This is a genomic window from Gemmatimonadaceae bacterium (assembly GCA_030647905.1).
GTDB lineage: Bacteria > Gemmatimonadota > Gemmatimonadetes > Gemmatimonadales > Gemmatimonadaceae > UBA4720.
In genome coordinates this window covers 147,010-172,137 of record JAUSJA010000008.1, presented here as the reverse complement: position 1 = coordinate 172,137, position 25,128 = coordinate 147,010, and the positions used below count along the sequence as shown (strand labels likewise).

At 64.4% G+C, this 25,128-nt stretch carries 25 protein-coding genes; 8 read left to right on the top strand and 17 right to left on the bottom strand.

Features of this window, described 5'->3' with window-relative positions:
• Window positions 1-6: 6 nt before the first annotated feature.
• The 7 genes from rbfA to murA are packed head-to-tail and all read right to left on the bottom strand — an operon-like array spanning window position 7 to window position 7,757.
• Entirely contained in the window at window positions 7-450 is a 444-nt protein-coding gene (gene rbfA, locus Q7S20_01710; GenBank protein ID MDO8500543.1) for a 30S ribosome-binding factor RbfA, read from the bottom strand.
• A complete protein-coding gene (gene infB, locus Q7S20_01705; protein ID MDO8500542.1) occupies window positions 416-3,175 on the bottom strand; it encodes a translation initiation factor IF-2 in 2,760 nt (919 codons plus the stop codon). Before infB ends, rbfA begins: the two co-directional genes overlap by 35 nt.
• 4 nt (window positions 3,176-3,179) lie before the next feature.
• A complete protein-coding gene (locus Q7S20_01700) occupies window positions 3,180-3,566 on the bottom strand; it encodes a ribosomal L7Ae/L30e/S12e/Gadd45 family protein (GenBank protein ID MDO8500541.1) in 387 nt (128 codons plus the stop codon).
• Window positions 3,563-5,062: a transcription termination factor NusA gene (nusA, locus tag Q7S20_01695; GenBank protein ID MDO8500540.1), complete on the bottom strand. Its 1,500-nt coding sequence runs from the start codon at window positions 5,060-5,062 to the stop codon at window positions 3,563-3,565. Before nusA ends, Q7S20_01700 begins: the two co-directional genes overlap by 4 nt.
• Window positions 5,063-5,071: 9 nt before the next feature.
• The gene (gene rimP / locus Q7S20_01690; GenBank protein ID MDO8500539.1) at window positions 5,072-5,635 is read right to left on the bottom strand and encodes a ribosome maturation factor RimP; all 564 of its coding nucleotides are present in this window, start codon (window positions 5,633-5,635) and stop codon (window positions 5,072-5,074) included.
• A gap of 57 nt (window positions 5,636-5,692) precedes the next feature.
• Window positions 5,693-6,409, bottom strand: a complete 717-nt coding sequence (locus Q7S20_01685) for a polyphenol oxidase family protein (GenBank protein MDO8500538.1) — start codon at window positions 6,407-6,409, stop codon at window positions 5,693-5,695.
• A 43-nt stretch (window positions 6,410-6,452) separates the two neighbouring features.
• Window positions 6,453-7,757 (bottom strand): UDP-N-acetylglucosamine 1-carboxyvinyltransferase, encoded by a 1,305-nt coding sequence (gene murA / locus Q7S20_01680; GenBank protein MDO8500537.1) that lies wholly within the window; start codon window positions 7,755-7,757, stop codon window positions 6,453-6,455.
• 158 nt (window positions 7,758-7,915) lie between these two features.
• On the opposite strand from murA, the gene Q7S20_01675 reads away from it, so the two are divergent.
• From Q7S20_01675 to Q7S20_01665, 3 genes are read left to right on the top strand one after another with little or no spacing between them, the layout of a single operon-like run.
• A complete protein-coding gene (locus tag Q7S20_01675; GenBank protein MDO8500536.1) occupies window positions 7,916-8,524 on the top strand; it encodes a DUF948 domain-containing protein in 609 nt (202 codons plus the stop codon).
• Complete coding sequence (locus Q7S20_01670) at window positions 8,439-8,966, top strand: hypothetical protein (protein ID MDO8500535.1); 528 nt, start codon at window positions 8,439-8,441, stop codon at window positions 8,964-8,966. Before Q7S20_01675 ends, Q7S20_01670 begins: the two co-directional genes overlap by 86 nt.
• A 1-nt stretch (window position 8,967) precedes the next feature.
• Window positions 8,968-9,924, top strand: a complete 957-nt coding sequence (locus Q7S20_01665) for a zinc dependent phospholipase C family protein (protein MDO8500534.1) — start codon at window positions 8,968-8,970, stop codon at window positions 9,922-9,924.
• On the opposite strand, the gene gatB is transcribed toward Q7S20_01665, so the two are convergent.
• The 7 genes from gatB to Q7S20_01630 are packed head-to-tail and all read right to left on the bottom strand — an operon-like array spanning window position 9,891 to window position 18,448.
• The gene (gene gatB / locus Q7S20_01660) at window positions 9,891-11,333 is read right to left on the bottom strand and encodes an Asp-tRNA(Asn)/Glu-tRNA(Gln) amidotransferase subunit GatB (protein MDO8500533.1); all 1,443 of its coding nucleotides are present in this window, start codon (window positions 11,331-11,333) and stop codon (window positions 9,891-9,893) included. The two genes, Q7S20_01665 and gatB, sit on opposite strands and share 34 nt — an antisense overlap.
• A complete protein-coding gene (gatA, locus tag Q7S20_01655; GenBank protein ID MDO8500532.1) occupies window positions 11,330-12,814 on the bottom strand; it encodes an Asp-tRNA(Asn)/Glu-tRNA(Gln) amidotransferase subunit GatA in 1,485 nt (494 codons plus the stop codon). The genes gatB and gatA overlap by 4 nt, the downstream gene beginning before the upstream one ends.
• Window positions 12,811-13,125, bottom strand: a complete 315-nt coding sequence (gene gatC / locus Q7S20_01650) for an Asp-tRNA(Asn)/Glu-tRNA(Gln) amidotransferase subunit GatC (protein ID MDO8500531.1) — start codon at window positions 13,123-13,125, stop codon at window positions 12,811-12,813. The genes gatA and gatC overlap by 4 nt, the downstream gene beginning before the upstream one ends.
• On the bottom strand, window positions 13,125-15,449 hold the full coding sequence (locus tag Q7S20_01645) for a UvrD-helicase domain-containing protein (protein MDO8500530.1): 2,325 nt from the start codon (window positions 15,447-15,449) through the stop codon (window positions 13,125-13,127). Before Q7S20_01645 ends, gatC begins: the two co-directional genes overlap by 1 nt.
• Window positions 15,449-16,591: a HAMP domain-containing sensor histidine kinase gene (locus Q7S20_01640; protein ID MDO8500529.1), complete on the bottom strand. Its 1,143-nt coding sequence runs from the start codon at window positions 16,589-16,591 to the stop codon at window positions 15,449-15,451. The genes Q7S20_01645 and Q7S20_01640 overlap by 1 nt, the downstream gene beginning before the upstream one ends.
• Window positions 16,592-16,594: 3 nt before the next feature.
• A complete protein-coding gene (gene serS, locus Q7S20_01635; protein ID MDO8500528.1) occupies window positions 16,595-17,869 on the bottom strand; it encodes a serine--tRNA ligase in 1,275 nt (424 codons plus the stop codon).
• Window positions 17,870-17,872: 3 nt separating this feature from the next.
• Window positions 17,873-18,448, bottom strand: coding sequence for a hypothetical protein (locus tag Q7S20_01630; GenBank protein MDO8500527.1), 576 nt, complete (start codon window positions 18,446-18,448; stop codon window positions 17,873-17,875).
• Between the two features lie 137 nt (window positions 18,449-18,585).
• On the opposite strand from Q7S20_01630, the gene Q7S20_01625 reads away from it, so the two are divergent.
• The 5 genes from Q7S20_01625 to Q7S20_01605 are packed head-to-tail and all read left to right on the top strand — an operon-like array spanning window position 18,586 to window position 21,728.
• On the top strand, window positions 18,586-18,939 hold the full coding sequence (locus tag Q7S20_01625) for a roadblock/LC7 domain-containing protein (protein ID MDO8500526.1): 354 nt from the start codon (window positions 18,586-18,588) through the stop codon (window positions 18,937-18,939).
• Between the two features lie 6 nt (window positions 18,940-18,945).
• Window positions 18,946-19,368, top strand: coding sequence for a response regulator (locus Q7S20_01620; GenBank protein MDO8500525.1), 423 nt, complete (start codon window positions 18,946-18,948; stop codon window positions 19,366-19,368).
• Window positions 19,361-20,398 (top strand): sugar phosphate nucleotidyltransferase, encoded by a 1,038-nt coding sequence (locus Q7S20_01615; GenBank protein MDO8500524.1) that lies wholly within the window; start codon window positions 19,361-19,363, stop codon window positions 20,396-20,398. Before Q7S20_01620 ends, Q7S20_01615 begins: the two co-directional genes overlap by 8 nt.
• Window positions 20,395-21,606, top strand: a complete 1,212-nt coding sequence (locus Q7S20_01610) for a putative sugar nucleotidyl transferase (GenBank protein ID MDO8500523.1) — start codon at window positions 20,395-20,397, stop codon at window positions 21,604-21,606. The genes Q7S20_01615 and Q7S20_01610 overlap by 4 nt, the downstream gene beginning before the upstream one ends.
• Window positions 21,603-21,728: a hypothetical protein gene (locus Q7S20_01605; GenBank protein ID MDO8500522.1), complete on the top strand. Its 126-nt coding sequence runs from the start codon at window positions 21,603-21,605 to the stop codon at window positions 21,726-21,728. Before Q7S20_01610 ends, Q7S20_01605 begins: the two co-directional genes overlap by 4 nt.
• Here Q7S20_01605 and Q7S20_01600 read toward each other — a convergent pair.
• The 3 genes from Q7S20_01600 to groL form a co-directional block, all read right to left on the bottom strand.
• Complete coding sequence (locus Q7S20_01600; protein ID MDO8500521.1) at window positions 21,715-23,184, bottom strand: aminotransferase class V-fold PLP-dependent enzyme; 1,470 nt, start codon at window positions 23,182-23,184, stop codon at window positions 21,715-21,717. The genes Q7S20_01605 and Q7S20_01600 overlap by 14 nt on opposite strands.
• On the bottom strand, window positions 23,181-23,378 hold the full coding sequence (locus Q7S20_01595; GenBank protein ID MDO8500520.1) for a hypothetical protein: 198 nt from the start codon (window positions 23,376-23,378) through the stop codon (window positions 23,181-23,183). The genes Q7S20_01600 and Q7S20_01595 overlap by 4 nt, the downstream gene beginning before the upstream one ends.
• A gap of 110 nt (window positions 23,379-23,488) precedes the next feature.
• Entirely contained in the window at window positions 23,489-25,126 is a 1,638-nt protein-coding gene (gene groL, locus Q7S20_01590) for a chaperonin GroEL (GenBank protein MDO8500519.1), read from the bottom strand.
• Between the last annotated feature and the right edge of the window lie 2 nt (window positions 25,127-25,128).

Sequence of the window (25,128 nt, the reverse complement as noted above, 5' to 3'; positions counted from 1 at the left end):
GCGCCCTCAGTCGTCCGTGTCTTCGCCTGAGGAGGCTGGCGAAGAAGGTTCGGCCGGAGCGGGCGCCTGCGGCGACCCCGCCTTGATCCCCGCGAGCAGCGACTCGATGCGCGCTGCCCGCGCGACGCTGTCGTCTTCGCGGAAGTTGATCTCGGGCGCGACGCGGAGCCGGAGTGCCCGGCCGACGCGCGAGCGAAGGTGGGACGCCGTGCTCGCGAGCCCGGCGAAGGTCGCTTCCTTTTCGGTGTCGCTTCCCATCACGCTCACGAAAACCTTCGCGTGACGCAGGTCGGGAGTGATGTCAACTCCCGTCACCGTCACGAAGCCGACGATGCGGGGATCCTTTACTGACTCGGCGAGGAACGTCGCTATCTCCTCGCGGACCGCCTCGGCCACACGGTCCGCGCGACGATTATTACGCAGAGGCAGTCGACGCCAGGGTGCGCGCAACCTGCTCCTTGCGATAGCACTCGATGACGTCGCCCACCTTGATGTCGTTGAAGTTCTCGATACCGATACCGCACTCGAATCCTTCGCGCACTTCCTTGACGTCGTCCTTGAAACGGCGGAGTGAGCCGATGTTCCCGTCGTACACCTCCACGCCGTCGCGGATCACGCGGGCGCGCGCCTGGCGGTTGATCAGCCCGCTGCGAACCGAGCACCCGGCGATGAGCCCGATGCGCGGAACCTTGAACGTCTCCCGCACTTCCGCCTCGCCGAGCACCACTTCGCGCTCCTCGGGCTTGAGCATTCCCTCGAGCGCGGCGCGAACGTCCTCGACCGCTTCGTAGATGACCTTGTACAGCTTGATGTCCACGCCTTCGCGCTCGGCGGCGGCGCGGGCGTTGTTGTCGGGACGCACATGGAACCCGACGATGATCGCGCCGGATGCGCGCGCGAGCAGGATGTCGCTCTCCGTGATCGAGCCGACGCCGCGGTGGATGACGTCCACCGAGACTTCATCATGCGACAGCTGTGCGAGGGCGTCGGCGAGCGCTTCCGCCGGGCCGCCCTGGTCCGCCTTGATGACCACGCGCAGTGTGCGCTTCTCGCCCGCCGCTGCGGCGTTCATGAAGTCCTCGAGCGATACGATGCTCTTGGACGTGCGGCGGCTCTTGGCCTCGCGGTCGAGCCGCTGGCGAGTTTGCGCGATCTCGCGCGACTCCATCGCATCCTCGACCACCACGAACTGGTCTCCGGCCATCGGCACGCCGCCTATTCCGAGAATCTGCACGGGGATCGCGGGGCCAGCGGACTTAAGCGCCTTGCCGCGCTCATCGAGCAGCGCGCGAACGCGACCCGAGTACATGCCGCAGATGAAGTCGTCGCCGACATGCAGCGTTCCGGCGGAGACGAGCACCGTGGCGACAGGTCCTTTGCCGGGATCGAGCTGCGCTTCGATGACGGCGCCGACAGCGCGGCGGTTCGGGTTGGCCTTGAGATCGAGAATCTCCGCCTGCAGCAGAATCTGCTCGAGCAGGGAGTCCACGCCTGTTCCCTTCTTCGCCGAGATCTCGCTGGAGAGAGTGGTGCCGCCGAACTCCTCGAGCACGACGCCGTGCTGGAGAAGATCCTGCTTCACTTTTCCGGGATTGGCGGAGGGAAGATCGATCTTGTTGATCGCGACGATCATCGGCACACCGGCGTTCCTGGCGTGCGAGATCGCTTCGATCGTCTGAGGCATCACCTGATCGTCGGCGGCGACCATGAGCACGACGATGTCCGTGACCTGGGCGCCGCGCGCGCGCATGGCCGTGAACGCTTCGTGGCCCGGCGTGTCGAGGAAGGTGATGTGCTTGTCGGACGGCAGCGTGACGTGATACGCGCCGATGTGCTGCGTGATTCCGCCTGACTCGCCGGCGACGACGTTCGCCTTGCGGATGTAATCGAGAAGCGAGGTCTTTCCGTGATCGACGTGACCCATGATCGTCACGACGGGCGGACGCGGCTCGAGATCCTCGGGGTTCTCGACGACGACGGCTTCCTCGAGGCCAGCGGTGTACTCCTCTTCCTTCACTGCCTGGAATCCGAACTCGCCGGCGATGAGCTCGATCTGATCGAAGTCGAGTCGCTGGTTGATCGTGACCATCAAGCCGAGATTCTTGAACGCGAATCCGACGATCTGCGTCGCGGGGATCTTGAGGATGCCGGCGAGCTCGCTGACCGTGATGAACTCGTTGACGTGTACCGTCTTCTTCTCGCGCTCGACGGCTGCCACGCGCTGCGCTTCCATCTCCTCGCGATAGCTTGCATCGTCGGCACGGCGGGGTCCGCCCCGGCGGGGCGCTGTGCCCCGTAGCGCGGTCATCGTCTTCGAGATGCTCGATGACACCGCTTCCTGATCCACCGAGCCGCGCTTGCCCTTCTTGCCGCGGCGTGCGCGATCGTCGCCACCCGGACGCGGGCGGTCATCGCGGCGGGCACCGGGGAATCCGGCGCCTGCTCCCGGGGCCGCGGACGCGACCGGACGAGGCGGAGTGAACGGCGTGCCCGTCGCGACTGGGCGAGGACGCGGTGCGCCAGGAACGATCGGCCGCGGACGCTGACGATCAAGCGCAGCCGGAGCGCTCGGCGCAGTGGACTGAGCTGGCGGCGCGGATGCGCCCGGAGACGCTGGCGGCGCCCCCTGCGGGGCGGCGGCGCGCGGAGTGGGCGCCTCAGAGACATCGGAGACATCGGAGACATCGGAGACAGCCGAGGCCGGCGCGGGTGCGGGTGCGGCGCGAGGGGCGGCCTGCTCCGAAGGCTCTGCGGACGGCTCGGCCTGAGCCACAGCCTCGGGGGCAGGTGCGGCCGCGCGACGACGCGGCGCTGGTACCGGCTCCGCGCTTACATCGGCGACGGCAGAAGTCTCCGGCTCGACAGGAGCGGGAGCGGCGTCAGCGGCGCGGCGGCGGCGGCGTCCTGCGGCTGTCTCCGGAGCCGGCTCGGGAGCGGGTGCCGGCGCTTCGACAGCGGCGGTACCTCGACGGCGACGCGCGGGAGCGGCGGCAGGGGTGGTGGCCCGGACTCTCTTCTCGCGCTCCCACCGGGCTCTGATGCGGGCGACCTGGTCGTCCGAGAGCGGTGTCATATGGCTGCGAAAGGGGACATCCATCTGTCGAAGGAGGTTGATCACCTCATCGACTGATATCCCGAACTCGCCCGCCAGGTCGTTCACGAGAAGCTTGCTCAAAACACTACCTCCTTGAATCCCGACGGCCCGATGGTCGAGCCGCCCGCTTGCCACTTTCACCAGCGATTTCTCCGACCGGTGGAATCGCGGTAACGATTCCTCTGGCCAGTCCCGCATTCGTAACTCCGATCACTGCGACCGCCTCGCGTCCGGCCACGCCGCCGAGCTCGGAAGCAGACAACTCTCCGATCACCGGCACGCCGCGCGCGACGAGCAGTCCCGAAACCTTGTCCAAACTATTCTGCGATGCGTCGCTCGCCACAAGCGCAACTTTGAGCTTGCCCCGTTTCGCCGCATCCCTCACCTGCTGTACTCCAACAACGGCATGCCGCCCGCGGAGTCCCAGACCTACGAGGCCCAGCACTTTCCGCTTGGCGACGTCGTCCGTCATTCGCCCTTTTTCTCTCCGCGCTTGCTGCGCGGCGCGGAAGCGGCATCGGACTTGGCGCCCGACTCTCCGTCGGTGGCGTTCGTCGCGTCTCCCGCTCCACCGTCACTGCCGACCGTTGCGCTCGCGGCCGGGGTATCGGAGTCGGCCTGAGGCGGCTCCGGAATCTCCGCCGCCACAGCGTCGCTCACCTCTTCGCCGCCACCATCCTCCGTCGTCAGCTCGTTGATGATCGTCATCAGCCGATCGGCCTCCTCGGGCGCAATACCGGCAAGACGCAGGAAGTCCTCGCGCTCGAGATCAATGATGTCGTCGAGCGTGCGGTAACCCGCCTCCTCGAGGACGGCAACCGTAGCCGGCTCGAGACCTTCGATCTCGGAGAGGCGCGGGTTGACGTTCTCTTCGCCCTCGCCCGGAAGCGGCGCAAAGAGCTGCTGTTCGGAGCCGCGCTCCATCCACTCGCGGCTCGAGTAGAGCTCGATCTTCCACTCGGTGAGCTCGGACGCCAGTCGCACATTCTGACCGTTGCGGCCGATCGCGAGCGAAAGCTGATCCTCGTCCACCACTGCCTGAATCGTCTTCGTCGCGGCGTCGCTGAACACGCGCGCAACGCGAGCCGGCGCGAGCGCCAGCTTGGCGAAGCGCTCGGGATCCGCGGACCACGGCACGATGTCGATTCTCTCACCGCCCAGCTCGTTGACGACGGCCTGCACGCGCGAGCCCTTGAGGCCGACGCACGCGCCCACCGGATCTACCGAGTCGTCGCGTGAGAAGACCGCGATCTTGGTGCGATTGCCGACCTCGCGCGCCGCAGCGCGAATCTCGACGATGCCTTGCTGGATCTCAGGAACCTCGAGCTTGAACAGCGCCTTGACAAACATCGGGTCGCCGCGGCTCAGCATGAGGCGCGGTCCCTTAGGAGTCTCCTCGACGCGCTTGAGCACGGCGCGCAGCGGATCACCCTGATGGAAATGCTCGCGATGGTTCTGCTCGCGGTACGGGATCACCGCTTCCGCCTCTCGGAACTTGTTCAGCATGATGACGAGCTTGCCGCGCTCGATCTGCTGTACTTCGCCCGACAGGAGATCACCGACGCGGCTCGTGAACTCGTCGCGGATCTTGGTCCGCTCGCCTTCCCTCACGCGCTGGATGATGCGCTGCTTGGCGGCGAGCACGGCCATGCGTCCGAACTCGGCGAAATCGACGGGATTCTCGAGAACGTCGCCGACCTGGAACTCCGGGTCTTCGAAGCGCGCCTCTTCGAGCGAGACCTCGCGAGCCGGATCGGTGACCTCGGCAACGACAGTGCGAAGGCGCACGATTCTGATCGTGCCCTTGTCCTCGTCGATATCCACTTCGGCCTGAACCGTCGGGCCGTGTTTCTTCGCGAGTGCGGCTGTGATGCCGTCGAACAGCAGACCATGCAGCTCCGTGCGGTCGAGCTGCTTCGTGTTCGTCAGCTCCCTGATTGCAGTCAGGATTTCAAGTGAACCGGCCATCCCCGCTCCTTACCTTTTCCAGTTGAATGCCAGCCGCGCCTTTCTGACCGCGGCAAGCGGAACACGATGGGCAGCGCCCGACGCGTCTTCGACAATGACAATTTCTGCGCCCGGATCCCCTTCGACCCTGGCAATGCGAACCTCTTTCGAGCTCAGTCCCGCGGCGCCTTCGATGGAGTCAGTCGTGACAACCGCATCGCGGCCCACGAACTTCCCCCAGTCGGCGGCATTCCGGAGAGGTCTTTCGACCCCGGGCGAGGAGACCTCGAGGACATATCTCGTGCCCACGGCGTTCCCCGCATCCAGCTTCGCCTCGATCGCGCGTGATGCCCGTGCGCAATCGTCAACAGTGATCTTCTCGCCGTCCTTTCGCTCGATGCGAACATCGAGGACAGGCCGGTTTTTCGTGCCCCCAGTCCGGAGTTCAAAAAGCTCCAGTCCAAGCGGGGCAAGTTCTGAAACGACAATGTCTTGTGGCGCTTCGCTCATGTTCTTTCGAGCCACCTTCACGAAACAAAAAAATGTGGGGGGCATCCCCACATTTCCGTCCGCGGCGATCGTCGCGCGACTCATGGCAATCTAGGCCTCGCTACTTATAGAGTCAAGGCGATGAGGGCGAGCGCGATCATCCTACCAGAGCCCGGCTACGATCACCCCTAGTTGCCTGCCGGTGTCGCCCGCACGGTGCGAGAAGTATCGGTCGTTGTCGCAGCGGGTACAGTCGGAGCTCACGCTCACGTCGGTTACGCCGATTTCCCTCGCGTGCTCGGCGATGAGTGAGCGGATGTCCACCTTGCCGGGACGATTGACGGGCTGGCCGGTGAACTGTGCCCTTACTTCGGCGCTCACTTCGTAGCACCGGCCGCAGATCGCCGGTCCGAGGTGGACTTTCAGCTCGTCGGGGGGCATGCCGAGACGCGCGTAGGCGCTGATGCCGGCGTCAATGATCCGTGCGACCGTGCCGCGCCAGCCGGAATGGAGAAGGGCGACTATCCCGCTCGGGTGGGCGATGAAAATCGGAACGCAGTCGGCGACGGAGACTGTGAGCACGATTCCCCGCTCCGCCGCGAGGTGCCCGTCCGCCTCTCCCGTGCGGAGAAGTCCTTCCCATCCTCCGCGGTGGGTGAGCACGTTCGAGCCTTGCACCTGTCTTCCGATCACCATGCGGCGGGCCTGGGCGCTCAGCTCCTCCTGCAGTCCGGTCCATCGCGCCATGACTTCGCCGACGGGATCGGGGCCCGAAAAGCTGAACGTTCCCGCATCACGCGTCGTCGTGAACGCGCCGATGCCGAACCCCGCGAATTCAGCAACGTCCTGTCGCGGAATGGATCCGGGGGCGGCCGTCATCGGCGCACCGCCTGGTGATTCAATGCCTGTCGTGGACCGCCCCTCACTTGCGCCGGTCGGCGACGCGCTCGACGGACGCGCCGAGCGCACGCAGACGATGATCGATCCGTTCGTAGCCGCGCTCGATCTGACCGACGTTGTTAATCACGCTCTTCCCTTCCGCGCAGAGAGCGGCGATGAGCAGCGCCATGCCGGCTCTGATGTCGGGAGAGTCGAGAGTGGCGCCGCGAAGCCGCGAAGGGCCGGACACGAGCGCGCGATGCGGATCGCACAGCACGATCCTCGCGCCCATCGCAATGAGCTTGTCAACGAAGAAGAGCCGGGACTCGAACATCTTCTCGTGCATCATGATCAACCCTTCGCACTGCGTCGCCGTGACAATCGCGATGGACATGGTGTCGGCCGGGAAAGCCGGCCATGGCTGGTCTTCCAGCTTCGGCACGTGGTCGCCCATGTCCGCCTGAATCTTGAGTGTCTGCTTCGCGGGAACAATCAGATCGTCGCCGTCCACCTCGCAGACGATGCCGAGCCGTTCGAATCCCATGCGCGTGGAGCGCAGGTGCTCGATCCCCGCCTGCTCGATGCGCAGCTCGGAACGAGTCACAGCGGCGAGACCGATGAACGAGCCGACCTCGATGTGATCGGGACCGATCCTGTGCGTGACCTCGGTCTTCCCGAGCGGCCGCCCTCCCTCGATGGTGATGCAGTTGGTTCCGACGCCGCTGATCTCGGCGCCGAGCGCGCGGAGAAAGTTCGCGAGATCCTGAACGTGCGGCTCGCTCGCGGCATTGCGCAGGATCGTTCTGCCCGAGGCGGCGCAGGCGGCGACGAGGGCATTCTCGGTCGCCGTAACGCTTGGCTCGTCGAGGAACACATCGGCGCCACGGAATTCCTTTACCGACAGCCGGAGCAGGCCTTCCCCGAGCGTGACCTTGGCGCCGAGCTGCTCGAGAGCGAGGAAATGCGTGTCGAGCCGCCGTCGTCCGATCACGTCGCCGCCGGGGGGTGGGAGAATGATCTCGCCGCAGCGCACGAGCAGCGGTGCGGCGAGGAGGATGGATGCGCGGATCTTGGCGCACAGTCCGGCGTCGAGGTCCCGAGCGGTGAGCTCCTTCGCTTCGATTCGCAGTGAGTTGTCGCCGGTCCACTGGACCGATGCTCCGACGGAGGCGATGAGCTCCATCAGCGTCTCGATGTCGCGGATGTGCGGGACATTCTCGAGGTGGACGGGTTTGTCCGAGATCAGCGCGGCGGCGACGATCGGAAGTGCTGCGTTCTTGTTCCCCGAAGGGCGGATGGTGCCGTGGAGGGTGCGCCCTCCCTCTACGATATATTGGACAGCGGGCATTTCTCTCATCAGATGCGGGGAAGGCTCACGATCGTTCAACCGCGTGGCCAGAGCCGGAACGTGGGCGCGGTTGCGCTAATATATTGCGCGTAGCACTCTTTGTACCGTTTCACACAACGATGGCCGGGGATGGCCTTACCCTTGCACACAACGCGCGTATGACGGAATGGCTGACGACGGGAGCACACTGGCTGCTGCAGGCCGCCGCTGCGCTCCCCGACACGATCATCACGAAGCAAGTGCAGTCGGAAGCGTCCACGTTCGAGAAGCTCACGACGTACGCCAGCGGGCTCGCTTCGATCGCGCTGCTGATTCTCGCGGTGGCTCTGGTCCCCGCGGCGTGGAATTTTCGGAAGAGCTACGCGAAGGTCAGCGACATGCTCGACCGGATTTATGGCGACATCAATCCGATCATGCGGCACGCCAGCACGATCGCCGACAACGTGAATTACATCTCGACGTCGATCCGCGTTGACGTGCAGCAGGTGAGCCAGACGATCGCCGCCGCCAATCAGAAGCTCGTCGCCTCGGTCGCCGCGGCCGAGGACCGCGTGAAGGAGCTCAACGCGCTCCTGGCAGTGGTGCAGGAGGAGGCGGAGGCCGCGTTCGTGTCCACCGCGTCCACGCTGCGCGGCGTTCGCACCGGCATTCATGAAGCATTCGATAAGGAGGAGGATCTGGATGACAGATACATTGAAGGCGACTCCGAGTGGGAGAAGCCACGCCCGCGCGTCCGTCCGCGAGACGACTTCGGAAGGCGAGAGTGAGCAGCAGTTTGACCTCCTGACCGCGGCCCTTCTCGGCGCAGTCGTGGGGGCCGTAGTGACATTGATCTTCCGCACAGGACCGAGCGGCCGCCGGCCGATCGCGCCGATGCTGAGCGCGACGGGCAGGGGCGCGAAGTGGGCCGCTCTTGCCGGCCTCGGAGGCGCACGCTGGGCGGGTGAGCGCACAGCTCCGGGAGCCCGATGGGCCGCGGAGCGCGGGCGGGACGCCGCCGGGTGGGCCGGCGAGCGGTCGGCACGCGGGTATCACGCTGCCCGCGAGCGCGGCGAAGAGCTCATGGACTCCGTACCGGTTGACGACATCGCCGACTCTGTGCGCGAGTACGTAGATGGCGCACGCGAGGCGATCAACGACGTTGTCCGCGCCGAGATGAACGACCTCCGCAAAGCGGTCCGGCGGCAGCGCAAGCGGATCGGGATCTAGGTTGGCCATACGGCTGTCGGCTCGACAGCCCCTGGTGTTCCTGTTCTGCGTGGCCGGCGTCGCACTCATCGCGATCGCCGCCACGCCCTCCACAGCACACGCGTGGACTCCGGGCACCCATATCTTTCTCGGCGAAGCGATCATGCGGTCGCTGTCGCTCCTGCCGTCGTCAATCGCACAGACAATCGCGGCGTTCCCGTATGATTTTCTTTATGGAAGCATCGCCGCCGACACGAGCATCGCGAAGAAATACGCCGCAGCCGGACGTCACTGCCATTCGTGGAATGTCGGCCTCGAGATCTACAACGAGGCCGGGCCCGAGCCGATGCGCGCGTTCGGACTCGGCTATCTCGCGCATCTCGCGGCAGATACGGTCGCGCACAACTATTTCGTTCCGCATCAGCTCGCGATAACGTCCACCACGGCTGCGCTCGGCCACAGCTACTGGGAGAGCCGCATTGACACGCATGTGGGCGAGCGATTCAGTCGGCGCGCGAGAGAGATCATTCTCCTCGATCATTCGGCTTCCGACGGGCATCTCGACAGAATTCTGAGCCCGACGATCTTCAGCACACCGACCAACCGCCGAATATTCCGGGGCATGGTGTACGTCACCGATACCGAGTCATGGCAGCGGATCTTTCAGATGGTGTCGGAAAAAAGCCGCTGGGACCTGCCGCAGAACGAGATCGGCGCGTACATGACGCGCTCGTACGACTACATCGTGGACCTGTTCAACAGGTTCGATGGGGCGGAGCCGTACTCGCTCGATCCGGCGGGGCTCGACGCACTGCGCGAAGCAAAGCGCGTCAGGCGTGCCGCGCTGCGGGCGGGTGACGAGGCGGTCGTGGTGGACAAGGCCCGCGCGTATTTCGGAATGCCCGCGTCCACGCTCACCTACTCGTCGAAACTCGGTGAGCCGGTTTATCCGGCGCCCACCCGCGACATCAGCAGCTGATTCACGCGCTTGGGGTCGGCCTTTCCCGCCGACTTCTTCATTACCATTCCGACAAGTACTCCCTGCAGCTTCCGCTCGCCGGCGAGATAGCGCCTGGCCTCTTCCGGGTGCTCGCGCAGAACTTCGTCGATCCAGCCGGCGAGCGCTGTGTCATCGCCCACCTGGAGGAGCGCCGAGTCGTGCGCGATCTGCGCCGCGGGCTTTCCGGTTTCCACCATCAGTGCGAATATCTTCTTGCCTGCAGCGTGGCTGACGAGGCCATCGCCGATGAGCTTGATGAGCTGTGCCAGATCAGCCGGGCGGACGCGCAGCGTTTCGATCTGAGTCCCCGTCGCATTGATCGCCGCCTGAACCTCGCCCATCACCCAGTTGGCCGCGGCTTTCGGATCTCCTGACTCGCGCGCGGTGCTCTCGAAATAATCGGTGAGCGCCGGGTTGGACGTCAGCTGCTCGATCTCCCCGGCACCGATCCCGTACTCGGTTGCGATGCGTCCCTTGCGCGCGCCCGGCAGCTCGGGAATCGACGACCTGATTCCGTTGACCCATTCGGTGTCGAGCACGAGCGGGCCCAGATCCGGCTCCGGGAAGTACCGATAGTCGTGGCTTCCCTCCTTGGTCCGGCTGACGCGCGCCTCTCCTTTCGCCGCATCCCATAGCAACGTCTGCTGTGTGACCATCTCTCCGCGATCGAGCAGCGCGCGCTGTCGCGCGAACTCGAAGTCGAGAGCGCGCTCGACGCCGGAGAACGAGTTCATGTTCTTGACCTCGGTCTTCGTGCCGAGCTCCTTCTGGCCGATGGGGCGCGCGCTGACGTTCGCGTCCACACGCAGGCTTCCCTCTTCCATGCTCACGTCGCTGACGCGCACATAGTGCAGGATCTGCCGCAACGTGCGGAGGTACGCGCCCGCTTCCTTCGAGGACCGCATGTCCGGCTCGCTCACGATCTCGATGAGAGGCACACCTGCCCTGTTGAGGTCTATGGCGGTCGCTCCGGGATACCTGTCGTGAAGCGATTTCCCGGCATCCTCCTCCATGTGCACACGCGTCACACCGATCTTCTTCTCGCCTTCGCCGATGTCGATTGTCACACTGCCGCCTGTAGCGAGAGGCTGATCGAACTGCGAGATCTGGTAGCCCTTCGGGAGATCGGGATAGAAGTAATTCTTGCGCGCGAAGATCGAGACGGGATGAAGTGTGCATCCGAGCGCGAGCGCCGCGCGCACTGCGAGCTCGACGGCCTTTTCGTTCAGCACGGGAAGCGCTCCGGGCAGCGCGAGGCAGACAGGACACGTGTTCGAGTTCGGCGCAGCTCCGAAATCCGTAGAGCAGCCGCAGAACGCCTTGCTCTTCGTCTTGAGCTGAACGTGAACCTCGAGCCCGACGACCATCTCATAGCGCGTCGAGCTCACTTGTGCGCCTCCCCGCCGAGTGCCGCCTCGAGCGCGTATGCAACGCGGAACATCGTGGACTCGGCAAAATGGCCGGCGATGATCTGCCCGCCGACGGGCAATCCGCCTTCCCTACCGATCGGAATTGACATTGCCGGTACGCCCGCGAGGTTCGCGGTGACAGTGAAGATGTCGCTCAGGTACATCTCGTATGGATCGGTGACCGCGCCGATCGAAAACGCCGTGGTCGGCGTAGTCGGCGTGAACAGCGCGTGGATGCCGGTTCCAAACACGTTTCCGAAATCGCGCGTGATCAGCGCGCGCACTGCCTGCGCTTTCCGGTAATAGGCGTCGTAGTAGCCCGCCGAGAGCACGTAAGTTCCAAGCAGAATGCGGCGCGTCACCTCGGGCCCGAATCCCTCTGACCGGGTCTCGGCGAACATCTCGCGAAGAGTCGAACCGCGAGACGAGCGATGGCCGTAGCGCACTCCATCGAAGCGCGCGAGGTTGGACGACGCCTCGGCGGGCGCAACGATGTAGTAGACGGGTATCGCCAGGCTCGTGTGGGGCAGCTTGACGTCCACGACCTTTGCGCCGACCGACTTGAGCGCATCTATCGCCCGCTCACACTGACGACGAATGCCGGCATCGAGATTTTCCGGGAAGTATTCCTCCGGCACACCGATCGTGAGGCCGTCGAGCGGAGCCGGAGAGCTGGCGATGGAGAGGAACTGGTCGCGGTAAGATCCGACCGTGACCGAAGAGCTCGTCGAGTCCTTCGGATCGACGCCGGCGATGATCTCCGTAGCGAGCGCCGCATCGTCCACATTCGCGGCAAACGTGCCGATCTGGTCGAGGGAAGACGCGAATGCGACGAGGCCGTAGCGGCTGACGCGGCCGTATGTCGGCTTCACTCCCACTACGCCGCAGAAAGCCGCGGGCTGTCTGACCGATCCGCCCGTCTCCGATCCGAGAGCAATCGGGGTGATGCCGGAAGCCACCGCCGCCGCCGATCCGCCCGAAGAGCCGCCAGTAACGCGCCGGATGTCGTGCGGGTTTCTCGCCGGTCCGTACGCACTGTTCTCAGTGGACGAGCCCATCGCGAACTCGTCCATGTTGGTTTTCGCAACGACTATCGCCCCGGCTTCGCGGAGCCGCGTCACCGCGGTCGCTTCGTACGGGCTGACGTAGCCGGCGAGGATCTTCGACGCGCAGGTAGTCGGCAGCGAAAGCGTGGCGATGTTGTCCTTGAGGGCGATGGGCACACCGGCGAGCCGGCCGCCGGTTCCCGCGCGGGCCATGCCCTCGGCAAGCCCGGCGGCGTCGCGAAGCGCCTGATCGCGATCGCTCCACAGAATCATGTTGAGCTCGTCGCGACCGGCGCCCGCTACAGCGGCGCGCGCGAAGCTGGCCTGCACGACATCCGCCGGCGCGAGGCTGCCATCCCCGACACGCGCCGCAATCGCTGTCGCCCGAAGAGATGCAAATTCGGACGTATTCATGGTGTGCGGCCGGCGTCGTCCTCGTGAGTCGCGAGTCGCGGCACGAGAAAGAGTCTGTCGCGCATGGATGCGGCGAAGCTCTCGAGAGGTGACAGCAGAGGGATCGGGCCGCTCGAATCGGAGCGGAGGGGAGTGCACTCGGTCGGCGCGGAGATCGTCTTCTCGCTCTCCGTCGTGTCAACCTGCGACAGCACGTCCATATGTTCGAGGATGCCGTTGAGCTCGGCGACGAGGTGGTCGAGGCGGTCCTCGTCCACTCCCAGCCGCGCGAGCTCCGCGACGTGGCGCACGTCATCGTGTGTGACAGCCATCAGCCCTGTCCCCGCTCCAGAGTTGTGTATGCCAGTTTGATAGTCTTGCGTCCGACGTTGGCATCGTCGAATTCGATTACGGCCTTCACGTCCCTGCCGGTTCCGGAGACTTCCTCGATGCGTCCGCCGCCGAAGAGCCTGTGCCGGATCCGCTCACCGGAAAAATAGGCGGGCGCGGAATCGGCTGCCTCGACGGCCGCTGCCTTCGAGCCGCGCCACGCCGGAACCTCGTGTGACTGGCGGGAGGGCCCGCCACGCCATGCGGTCTGCCCGAATCCCTCGTTGCGCGACATCGCGTCGCGCGAGAATGTCATCCTTCCGGTCGACCGGAGCTTGAGCGTCTTTTTCTCCTCGAGCATGGCGGGGGGAATATCGCCCAGGAAGCGGGACCGCAGGGACTGCATCATCTGACCGTTTCGCCTGCGACTCTCAGCAAACGAGAGGTACAGCTTGCGCTCGGCACGCGTGATGCCGACGTAGAAAAGACGACGCTCCTCCTCCAACCGATCCGCGTCCTCCATCGAGCTTGCGCCGGGGAACAATCCGTCCTCGAGACCAGTCACGAACACGACCGGATACTCGAGCCCCTTGGCATTATGAAGCGTCATCAGACTCACGGCGTCCGCATTCGGATCGAGAGCGTCTGTCTGCGCGACGAGCATGGCGCGCTGAAGAAAATGATCGAGCGGCGTGAGTCCGACTTCGCCTCCATCGTCCACGACGGTCTCGGCCGCGCCGTCAATGAGCGCGCTGACGTTCTCGCTTCTGTCCCGTGCCGTCTCCGGCGAGTCGGCCTGCAGGTAGTCGCCATAGCGGATGGCGTCCACCAGCTCGCGAAGCAGCTCGTCAACGCTGGCTTCACGCGCTCTGTCGCGCAGCCGGTGGATGAGCGCGGCGAACTCCTGAAGCCCCGCCTGCGCGGCGCCGCGAAGTCTGTCGAGAAGATCGGCGCGTCCCGCTGCTTCGAGCATGCTGACGCCGGCACGGGTCGCGATCTCGCCGAGCGCCTCGATGGTAGTCTCACCGAGCTTGCGCCGGGGAACCGAGACCGCGCGGCGGAATGCTTCGTTGTCCGAAGGGTTCGCGATGAGCTTGAGATAGCTCATCAGATCGCGAATCTCCTTTCTGTCGTAGAACCGGACTCCGCCCACGAGCCGGTAAGGAATGGCGTTCTTTCTCAGCCCATCCTCGAGAGCACGACTCTGCGCGTTGGTGCGATAGAGAATCGCGAAATCGCGGAGCGAGCGCTTCTCCGACGCCTGGCGCGAACGGATCTCGTCCACCACCATGTCTGCCTCGTCGCGCTCGTCGAGCGTGGCATAAAGCGTCGCCTTCTCACCGCCGGGCTTTGTTGAGCGAAGCGTTTTTCCGCGACGGCCGACGTTCGCGCTGATGGCGGCGTTGGCGACGTCAAGGATGGACGAAGTAGAACGATAGTTCTCCTCGAGCTTCACGACGCGCGCCGACGCGAATTCCTTCTCGAAGTCGAGGATGTTGCGAATATCCGCGCCGCGCCAGCCGTAGATGGACTGATCGTCGTCTCCTACCACGCAGACATTGCCGTGGCCGCCGCCGAGCAGCTTGATGAACTGGAACTGCGCGCGGTTGGTGTCCTGGTATTCATCCACCAGGATGAACTGGAACTTCTGCCGGTAGCGGTCCAGGACGGGAGCGTTCTCGCGAAGCACCTGTACGGGCAGCACGAGAAGGTCATCGAAGGTCACGGCATTTGCAGCGCGAAGCGCAGGCTCGAGTGCGGCGTAAACGGCGGCAGCGGCGCGCGACAGCGGATCCAGAGCGACCTGTTGGTACTCGGCAGGAGTGACGAGTGCGTTCTTCGCGTCCGAGATCGGAGAGACGATGGATTTCGGTGTCCACTGCTTCGGGGAGACACCGACCTTTTCCATGACCCGCTTGACCGCGCCGAGCGTGTCGTCTTCGTCGTAGATCGTGAAGTTGGGTGTGCGGCCGACAGACGCCGCATTCGCGCGCAGCATGCGCGCGCCGATCGCGTGGAACGTTCCGCACCACATGCCCTTCAGATCGGAATCCACCAGCTTCACGATGCGCTGGCGCATCTCGCCCGCGGCCTTGTTGGTGAAGGTGACGGCCAGAATTCGAGTCGGATCCACTCCGTGATGCTGAATCAGGCGCGCGATGCGCGTGGTCAGCACGCGCGTCTTGCCGGAGCCGGCGCCGGCTATTACGAGAAGTGGGCCTTCGAAGTGGAGTACGGCCTCGCGCTGTGCAGGGTTGAGCCGCGCGAGGGGCTCTGCATCACCGGAAGAGGCGGAAGACCCGGTGGCATCCAGCGTTTCATTCATCAACTCAAGATAATATCGAATGTTGCTCCGCGTTCGGACGGGGTGAGCACGAGCTCGCCGCCGTGGTTGTCACGCACGATCCGCCGCGCCAGGGGAAGCCCGATACCCCATCCACGTTCCTTGGTGCTGAAGCCGGGCTCGAAGATCCTGTTGCCGAGCTCTTGCGGCACTCCCGGCCCGTTGTCGCTCACCCGGACCCGCACGCGGCCTTCCGGCAGCGCCATGGCGGACATCTCTACCTGCCCATCGCGGCCGGCAAGCGCGTCTATCGCATTCTTGGCGAGGGATTCGATCGCCCATTCGAGAAGTACCGGGTCACCGCTCACTACCAGCGGCCCGTCGCCACGGGATGATCGCACCGTCACCCGCTGCGCGAGAGTGGGAACGCGGGCACGGAAATAGGTCGCGACACGCTCGACCAGATCTCCCATGTCCACCTTCTCCTTCCGCGGGGGCCTGCCGATCCTCTCGAATCGGTTGGCGACGCGCTTGAGACGCTCGAGATCGCCGTCCATGTGCGCCAGCGCGCTCTCCGTCATCGCATCCCCGCCAGCTTCGCGAAGAAGCTCGATCCATCCGCTCATGCTCGAGATCGGCGTGCCCAGCTGGTGCGCCGATTCACGCGCCATTCCCGCCCAGATCTGCTCGCGGTCGGCTCGGCCCCGGGTGCGCAGGGCATACGCGCCCGCGAGCAGGAACATCCCAATCAGCAATGACTGGAGCAGCGGGATGATCCGAAGCCCGCGCACGAGCGGCGTATTGCCGAAATGAACCGTCCCCGCGTCGCCCCCGGCGATCGGGCGGTTCTGCCGGTCGAGCGCGGACACGAACTCGCGAATCTCCGGCGAGTCGAGGGGGAGCTCGCGCGGCAGGTTTGCCGCGGCGGTCGGATTTCCTTTGGAGTCCGTGATGATGAGCGGAACTCCGGACTCGCGGATGTGGCGCGAAAGGCCGAGGAGCGCGGTGGTGGCAGCATCGGGTCCGGGATCGTTGAGGCCGTCGTACACGCGCGCGTACATGAGGCCGACCCGCGACGCCTCGCGCCTCAACTCACGCACGACTCCCTGTGTGTAGATGACGTACCAGACGAGCAGCGCGGCGACGCAGACCGAGACCAGCGTGACCGGGGCGAGCCGACGCACGACTCAGCTCAGCCGGTCGGTTCCCAGATACGGTCGCAGCACTTCCGGAACGTCCACTGTGCCGTCCGCATTCTGGTAGTGCTCGATGATTGCCGCGATCACCCGCGGGAAAGCCACTCCTGATCCGTTCAGCGTGTGAACAAATCTCGGCTTCCCGCCGTCCGCGGGACGGTAGCGGATGTTGGCGCGCCGTGCCTGAAAATCGGTGAAGACACTGCAGGACGACACCTCCAGCCAGACGCCCACGCCCGGCGCGAACACCTCGAGATCGTACGTCTTGGCGCTTCCAAAACCGGTGTCGCCCGCGGAGAGAAGCACGACACGATATGGAAGGCCGAGGAGCTGCAGAACCTTCTCGGCCTGTCCGGTCAGAAGCTCGAGCTCGTCGGACGATGTCTCGGGCGTCGAGTAGCGCACCAGCTCGACCTTGTCGAATTCGTGCACACGGATGAGGCCGCGCGTGTCCTTGCCGTGCGCGCCAGCTTCCCGCCTGAAGCACGGCGTATAGGCCGTCATCGCGCGCGGAAGGTCGGCCGCAGCGAGAATCTCACCGGCGTAAAGATTGGTGACCGGCACCTCCGCTGTGGGAATGAGGAACAGCTCCTCATCCCGGATTGCGTACATGTCGTCCTCGAACTTCGGGAGCTGCGTCGTTCCCGTCATGGACGCGCGGTTCACGACGATGGGGACCCAGGTCTCCTCGTATCCGTGCTCGGCGGTATGCAGATCGAGCATGAAGTTCATCAGCGAGCGGACGAGGCGCGCGCCCTTCCCGCGGAAAACAATGAAGCCGGAACCGCTGATCTTCGCGCCGCGCTCGAAGTCTATGAGGCCCAGAGATACGCCCAACTCCCAATGGGGCTTGAGTCCCGCCGTGTCCCGCGGAGATCCCCATGAACGCACGTGCCGGTTGTTCTCCTCCCCGCCCTCCGGAACGTCCGGAAGGGTGATGTTCGGAATCTCGAGCAGCGCCCGCTCGAGCTCGGATTCCAGAATCGCAAGCTCACCCTCGAGACGCGCGATCTCTTCGCCCAGAGTGCGAGATTGTGCGAGAAGCTCGTCCGCATTCTCACCGGCTCGCTTGCGGCGGGCGACTTCCTGGCTGATGCTGTTGCGGGCGCCCTTTCTCTCTTCGACAGCCTGGATCAGGCCGCGGCGCTCAGTGTCTACCTGCTGGGCGCGGTCGATTACCGGGGCGAGCGCGTCGAGCTTGCCGCGACGGCGCATGCCGTCACGAAGCACTTCGATATGCTCCCGGACCATGCGCAGATCGTGCATTTTCTACTTCGCCGGTACGCCCGATTCGAACGAGCGGAAGCCGCAATTGGGGTCGAGCACGGTCTGCACGACGATAGTGCGCGTTGCCATGGCGACCGAGTCGATCAGCATCTTGGTGTAGATGTAGGGTGAGATGTTGAACTGGCAGGCATCGCCGGAGCCGTTGCGCACGGCCTGGACAACGACGATGTCGCCCCGAGAGGCGACGACGACGGAGTCAGCATATGTGCCGCTCGGCGCCAGCGTCACCTCGGCGAACGTTCCGGCGACTTTTCTGATGCCCACCTTCCTCGTGCCGGAGAGCAAGCTGACCACCTTCTGTACCGGCAGCACGATCACGCGCCCGGCGGCATCCAGATCGAAGGCGACATCGAAATTGCCGTTTCCGTCCACACGCATCGCCGACCTGATGTACGTGTTGATTCCGCTTGGATACGCCGCTGGCGTGCCGGTGAGGGCGAATACCGTATATACGTCCTGGACCGTAGGCAGCGCGGCGCGGAGCGACGCGGGATCGCCGCAAGCCGACAGGACGGATGCGCTGGCGATTAACGCCAACGCCAATCTGCGAGGATTCATAACCTGCATTAAGGGAAGTGGGACGACAGAGTCGCCCCGGTTTCGATAATACCCTGTAACTCGTGGCAGTTCAAGCGAATACGCTTGACTAGATTTCATGGGATCTCCAGATTCGCAATACTTTCCACGGAGCCTTGATGCCGAGCATTCGCGACCTGACAGTCGCCATCCGAAACCGGCCCGGCATCGAGGCCGTCGTGGTCCTCGGCCGCGACGGATTGCTGATCGACAGCCAGTGCGCAACCAGCCTCGACGCGGAAGGTTTGGCAGCGCGAGTTCCCGGAATCGTTGCTTCCGCAGACGAGATCGGTGCGACGACGGGCAGGGGCGAGATGCGCATCGCCCTGATCGAGCAGGAGAACGGATACGCCGTCGTCTCATCTGTCGGGGACGACGCCCTGCTCTGCGTGCTGACATCGAGGTCGGCCGACCTGGGCAGCCTCCTTTACGACGTCCGCCGGCATCGCGAATCCATCGCCCGTCTTTTCTAGCGCGGCATGACCGATACTGGAGTGGAAGAGCGCCACGTTCTCGTCGCCGACGACGAGGCACACATCGGGCGAATAATCAAGATCAAGATGGAGCAGGGTCCGTTCCGGGTGACGCTCGCATTCGACGGACAGGAAGCGGTGGACATCCTTGAGCAGGAGGACAGAATAGACCTCGTGGTGCTCGACCTCATGATGCCCCGCTTGAGCGGCCTCGATGTTCTCGACCGCATTCGCTCGAGTCCGCGCTGGAGGGACCTGCCATGCATCATTCTCACTGCCGCGGGCGAGGAAGAATACGAGCGAGAAGCCCGCAAGAGCGGCGCGACCGACTTCCTCACCAAGCCGTTCAGCCCGAAGAAGCTGTACGCGCTCATCGCGAAGCTCACGGGTGTGGCGAGCGACGATTCCGCAGGTGAATCCAATGACTAGGTGGGCTGTAATTCTCGCGGGGGGCGTTGGCTCCCGCTTCTGGCCTCTCAGCACGCTGACGCGTCCGAAGCAGCTTCTTCCTCTGGTCAACGATGAGCCGCTCCTCTCGAACACGATTGGCAGGCTCGGGGACATCGTTCCGCCCGAGCGAACTCTGGTTCTGACGAGTGCGTCGCTGGCCAGCGCGGTCTCCGCGGTCGCGCCTTCTCTTCCGCCGGCCAACATCATCGCCGAGCCGAAGCCAGCGGGGACTGCAGCCGCATTGACGTGGGCCGCGAGAGAGATAGAGCGCCGCAGCGGGTCCGAGGCGACGATGATCTGCGTCCACGCCGATTGGGCGATCGCCGACGATGCCGCATTCAGAGACGCGCTTTTGGCGGCGGAGCGTGTCGCGCTCATGGAGCAGGCACTCGTTACCGTTGGCGTCGTACCTACCCGCCCTGACCCCGGGTTCGGATACATCCAGCCCGGCCCGGAGACCGAGAGCGGCGCGCGATCTGTTACCCGATTCGTCGAGAAGCCGGACAGAGCGCGCGCGGAGTGGATGGTTCACGAGGGATATCTGTGGAACACCGGGATCTTCGCGTGGCGCGTCGGCGACTTTCTTTCCGAGGTCAGATCGCTGACGCCCGAGGTATCCGACGCGCTCGCGCGACATTCCGACGATGGACTGCCGGCGTTTTTCGACGCCGTCGAGCCGGTTTCGGTTGACGTCGGTGTTCTGGAGCGAAGCGGACGCATCCGTGTCGTGACCGGAGATTTCGGATGGGACGATGTCGGGACGTGGGGCGCTCTTCGCCGGGTAAAGCCGGAAGATTCCAACGGCAATGTCGTGAGCGGCGACGTTCACGCGCTCGACGCAACCGGCAACGTCGTCCATGCGGAAGGCAGCACGGTCGTTCTGTACGGCGTATCGGATCTGGTCGTGGTTACGAGAGGAGGGCTGACGCTGGTGACGACGACGGACCGATCCGCCGATCTCAAGAACCTGATTGATTCCCTGCCGGCGCGTCTTCGCGACATCGTATGAAGCGACTCTATCTCTACGATGATGCCACTGCGCGCAACTTCGAGCCGTTCGCGCTTACGCGGCCGGTGTCCGAGCTGCGCGCCGGCGCGGAAATCATCCGCCTCCGGTGGGAGCGCGTGGCGCGGACCAAGGCGTACGGATTCATCGGAGCGCCGCATCTTTCGAGCTTCGAGGAGCTCGACGCGCCTCCCGCGGTGTCCGGCGAGACGACCATTCCGGCGGGATCGGTCATCGCCAACTCGCGGTTCGTCGTCGCAGTCGACGCGGCGATTGACGACATCAGCGCGGCCTTCAGCTGTGACGGCGCGGTCTGCGCGGTCAGGCTGCGGAAGTCCATAGACATCGCGGGGCTCGACGACGGATCGCTGACGCTGGAGAGTCTGGTCGCCGGCGACGCGGAGCCGACTCCCATCGCAGGACGGTGGCTGCGCGCGGTCTGGGATCTCGTGGGACAGCTGTCCGATCAGCTCTCTGAGGACATTCCCCTGATCGGCGGAACGCTTTCCGGCGCGGTAGTGGAAAACGCCACCGTTATCGGCAAGCACGGCATTTACTGCGATACGGGTGCCGGCATCGAGCCGTTCGTGGTTCTCGATGCATCGGAAGGACCCGTGCTCATCCGGCGAGGTGCGACCATCGCATCGTTCACGCGAATCGTCGGCCCGTGCTACATCGGCGAGGACTCGCACGTCGTGGGTGACGCGATTCGCTCGTGCTCCATTGGTGACATGTGCAAGGTACGCGGCGAGATCTCGTCCACGATCATGCTCGGGCACTCGAACAAGGGACACACGGGGTTCGTCGGGAGCTCGTACATCGGCCGCTGGGTAAACCTCGGCGCGGGCACCACGACCAGCAACCTGAAGAACACTTATGGGCCGGTGCAGATGTGGACTCCGCACGGTCTGAGGGACACTGGCCTGCAGTTTCTTGGCAGCCTCATAGGCGATCACGCCAAGACGGGGATCGGGACCATGCTGACGACCGGCTGCGTCATGGGTGCCGGCGCCAGTATCTATGGTGCGCACACTTCGCCGAAGCACGTTCCGCCGTTCGCGTGGGGCGACACCGAGCCGTACTCGCGATTCGAATCGGGGAAATTCCTCGAGGTAGCCGAGCGAATGATGGCTCGCCGCCATGTCTCCCTCGGCGCGAAAGCGAGGAAGCAGCTCGAGGTAGCGTACCGTGTCAGCGGGGATTCGCAGTGAAGCTGTGCGTTCTCGGGAGCGGCAGGCGCGACGACGTCGTCGGAGCTAACGGCTTCGATCTCGACATGGGTTACGGCGGGCTCGAGCCGCGAGCCGCCAGGCGCGCAGTCATGGCGCGATAGCCGCTCCGGCAGAAGCACCATCCACCTGCAGCTCGCCGAGCTCGGTGTGCAATGCGCGCTCGATGGAAGCGAAAAGGTCGCGAATGTCGTCGTGCGTCGTGCGGAAGCCAAGCGTGCACATCCTCAGCGAGAAGTGTCCCCGCAGGCGGGTGGATGAGATGAGGAATCTTCCTTCGGAGACGACGCGCGCGTTGATTCGCTCGTTGAGCGCGTCGAGAGCTTCCGCAGGCACGTGACGCGGGTTGGCGCGAAAGCAGAATATTCCGAACTGCGCCGGACATAGTGACTCGAAGTCATCGGACTCATGGATGAGCGACTCGAGAAGCCGCGCCCGGTCCATGCCGTCCTGAATGGCCTGAGTGATCGCGGCGGTTCCGAAATAGCTCACCGACATCCAGATCTTGAGCGCACGCGAATATCGTGTGAGCTGCACGCCGCGATCGGCGAAGTTGACTTCCTCTTCGCCCGGCTCGACGTCCTTCAGATACTCCGGCCAGATACGGAACGCCGCCTCGAGCCGCGCCGGATCGCGAACCATCAGGCATCCGCATTCGAAGGGAACGAATAGCCACTTGTGTGGATCGAGCGTGAGACTGTCCGCACGCTCGATTCCGTCGAGCATGCGGCTGCCTTCTGCGGTAAGCGCAGCGAATCCCGCATACGCTGCGTCAACGTGCAGCCACAGATTCTCCTTCACGCAGAAGTCGGCGACCGGGTGAATGGGATCCACCGAACCGGTGTTTGTGGTTCCGGCGCTCGCAACAACGAGGAACGGAGCGAGGCCGGCATCGCGATCGCTGGCGACCTTGCGGTCCAGGTCGGACGGCACAATGCGAAACAGATCGTCCATCTCGATTATGCGCACGTTCTCGCGCTTGATGCCCGCGATCCAGGCCGCGCGCACGACTGATGAGTGCGCCTGCGCTGATGTGTAGACCGTAAGCTTGGAGATATCCGCCCCATTCTCGATCGCCGCGTGCCGCGCCGCGACGACCGCCGTCATGTTTGCCGCCGAGCCACCCGACGTGAGAAGCCCGCTCGCGCCCGCCGGCATACCCATCCATTCGCGGATCCACTCGAGCACGACCATCTCGATCTGATTGGGCCCTGCCGCCACCGGCCAGACGCCCGCGAAGAAGTTGTAGCCGGTGGCGATCCAGTCTCCGAGCAGCGCGGGAAAAGTCGGACAGCTCGGAACGTAGGCCAGAAAACCCGGATGCGGCTCACGAGCGTGATACGGAAAGACATTCTCGCGGAGAGTCGCGATGAGGGATTCGAATTCCGTACCATCGCGCGGCGCGGGAATGAGCAGCGATTCGTTCAGGGCGTGACGCGGCGCAGCGGCGATCACCAGCTCTTCCCGGATGTTGGCAAGATGGTCCGCGACGAGGTCCGCCACTCGATGTCCGAGCCGCTTCATCGTCGCCTGATCGAGATCCAGCGGAGAGCGCGTCATCGCGAAGCGGTGTCGTACATGTCCACTACGGAGTCACCCTCGTAGACGTAGAGGATCTTGTCAGAGAGGTCGGCAACCAGCCTCGGCCCATTCAATTCGCGACCGTCCACGAATGGGCTGGCCATGCCGATGAGAGAGAAAGATCCGATTGTAATAGCTGCAGCGGCGGTCGCCGCTTTGTTCCATCGATTCATTCGATTCATCCTTCGCAAGACAGTATTCACACATCCAAACGCAAGCGATGTTCCAAAAAAAGACGGGGCCGCTTTCGCGACCCCGTCTCGTTTAGAGCGCAGAGCCGAGCCTAGTACATCCCGCCCATGCCGCCCTGCGCGCCGCCGCCCGAAGCGCCGTTCTTGTCTTCCTTCTTCTCGACGACCACCGCTTCGGTCGTGAGCAGAAGCCCGGCGATCGACGCGGCGTTCTGAAGCGCCGTGCGCGTCACCTTGGTCGGATCGATGACACCGGCCTCGACCAGATTCTCGTACTCGTCGGTGAGAGCGTTGTAGCCGTAGTTGCTCTCCTTCGAGTTGCGAACCTTCTCGACGACGATGGAGCCTTCTCCACCGGCGTTCTCGACGATCATGCGGATCGGCTCCTCGATGGCGCGGCTGACGATGCCGACGCCGATCTGCTCGTCAGAATCTTCGAGCTTGAGCGTCTTGAGCGCCTTCTGGGCACGAATCAGCGCGACTCCGCCGCCCGGGACGATCCCCTCTTCCACCGCAGCGCGCGTAGCGTGCAGCGCGTCCTCGACGCGAGCTTTCTTCTCCTTCATCTCGCTCTCGGTCGCCGCCCCGACGTTGATTATCGCAACACCGCCGGCGATCTTCGCCAGGCGCTCCTGCAGCTTCTCCTTGTCGTAATCCGAGGTCGTCTTCTCGATCGCTGCCTTGATCTCCTTGATGCGACCCTGAATCTTGTCGTCCTCTCCGGCGCCGTCTATGAGCGTGGTGTTGTCCTTGTCCACGACGATGCGCTTGGCCTTGCCGAGGTCGGTGACGACCGCGTTCTCGAGCTTGAAGCCGACTTCCTCGGAGATCACCTGACCGCCGGTGAGAACCGCGACGTCCTGCAGCATCGCCTTGCGGCGATCGCCGAAGCCGGGGGCCTTCACAGCGGCAACGCGGAGCGTGCCACGGAGCTTGTTCACGACCAGCGTGGCGAGGGCCTCACCCTCGAGGTCCTCGGCGATGATGAGCAGCGGCTTGCCGAGCTGAGCGACCTTCTCGAGAATCGGGAGGAGATCCTTCATCGACGAGATCTTCTTGTCGTGGATGAGGATCATCGCGTCCTCAAGAACCGCTTCCATCTTCTCGGGATCGGTGACGAAGTAGGGCGAGAGGTAGCCGCGGTCGAACTGCATGCCCTCGACGGTCTCCAGCGTCGTCTCGAGGCCCTTGGCTTCTTCGACGGTGATGACGCCGTCCTTGCCGACCTTTTCCATCGCCTCGGCAATCAGATCGCCGATTTCCTTGTCGTTGTTGGCGGAGATTGCGCCGACCTGAGCGATCTCCTTCTTGCCTTGCGTCGGGACGCTCATCTTCTTGAGATCTTCGACGACACAGGCAACCGCCTTGTCGATGCCGCGCTTGAGCGCCATCGGGTTGACGCCGGCAGTGACGTTCTTGAGGCCTTCGCGGAAGATCGCCTGAGCGAGGATCGTCGCCGTGGTGGTGCCGTCGCCGGCGATGTCGGAGGTCTTGGTCGCAACTTCCTTCACCATCTGCGCGCCCATGTTCTCGAGGGGATCGCTGAGCTCGATCTCCTTGGCCACGGTGACGCCGTCCTTGGTGATTGTCGGTGCGCCGAACTTCTTCTCGATGACGACGTTTCTGCCCTTCGGTCCGAGGGTGACCTTCACCGCCTCGGCAAGCTGGTCAACGCCGCGCTTCAGTGCAGCGCGCGCCTCAGTGTTGAAATGGAGTTCCTTGGCTGCCATGG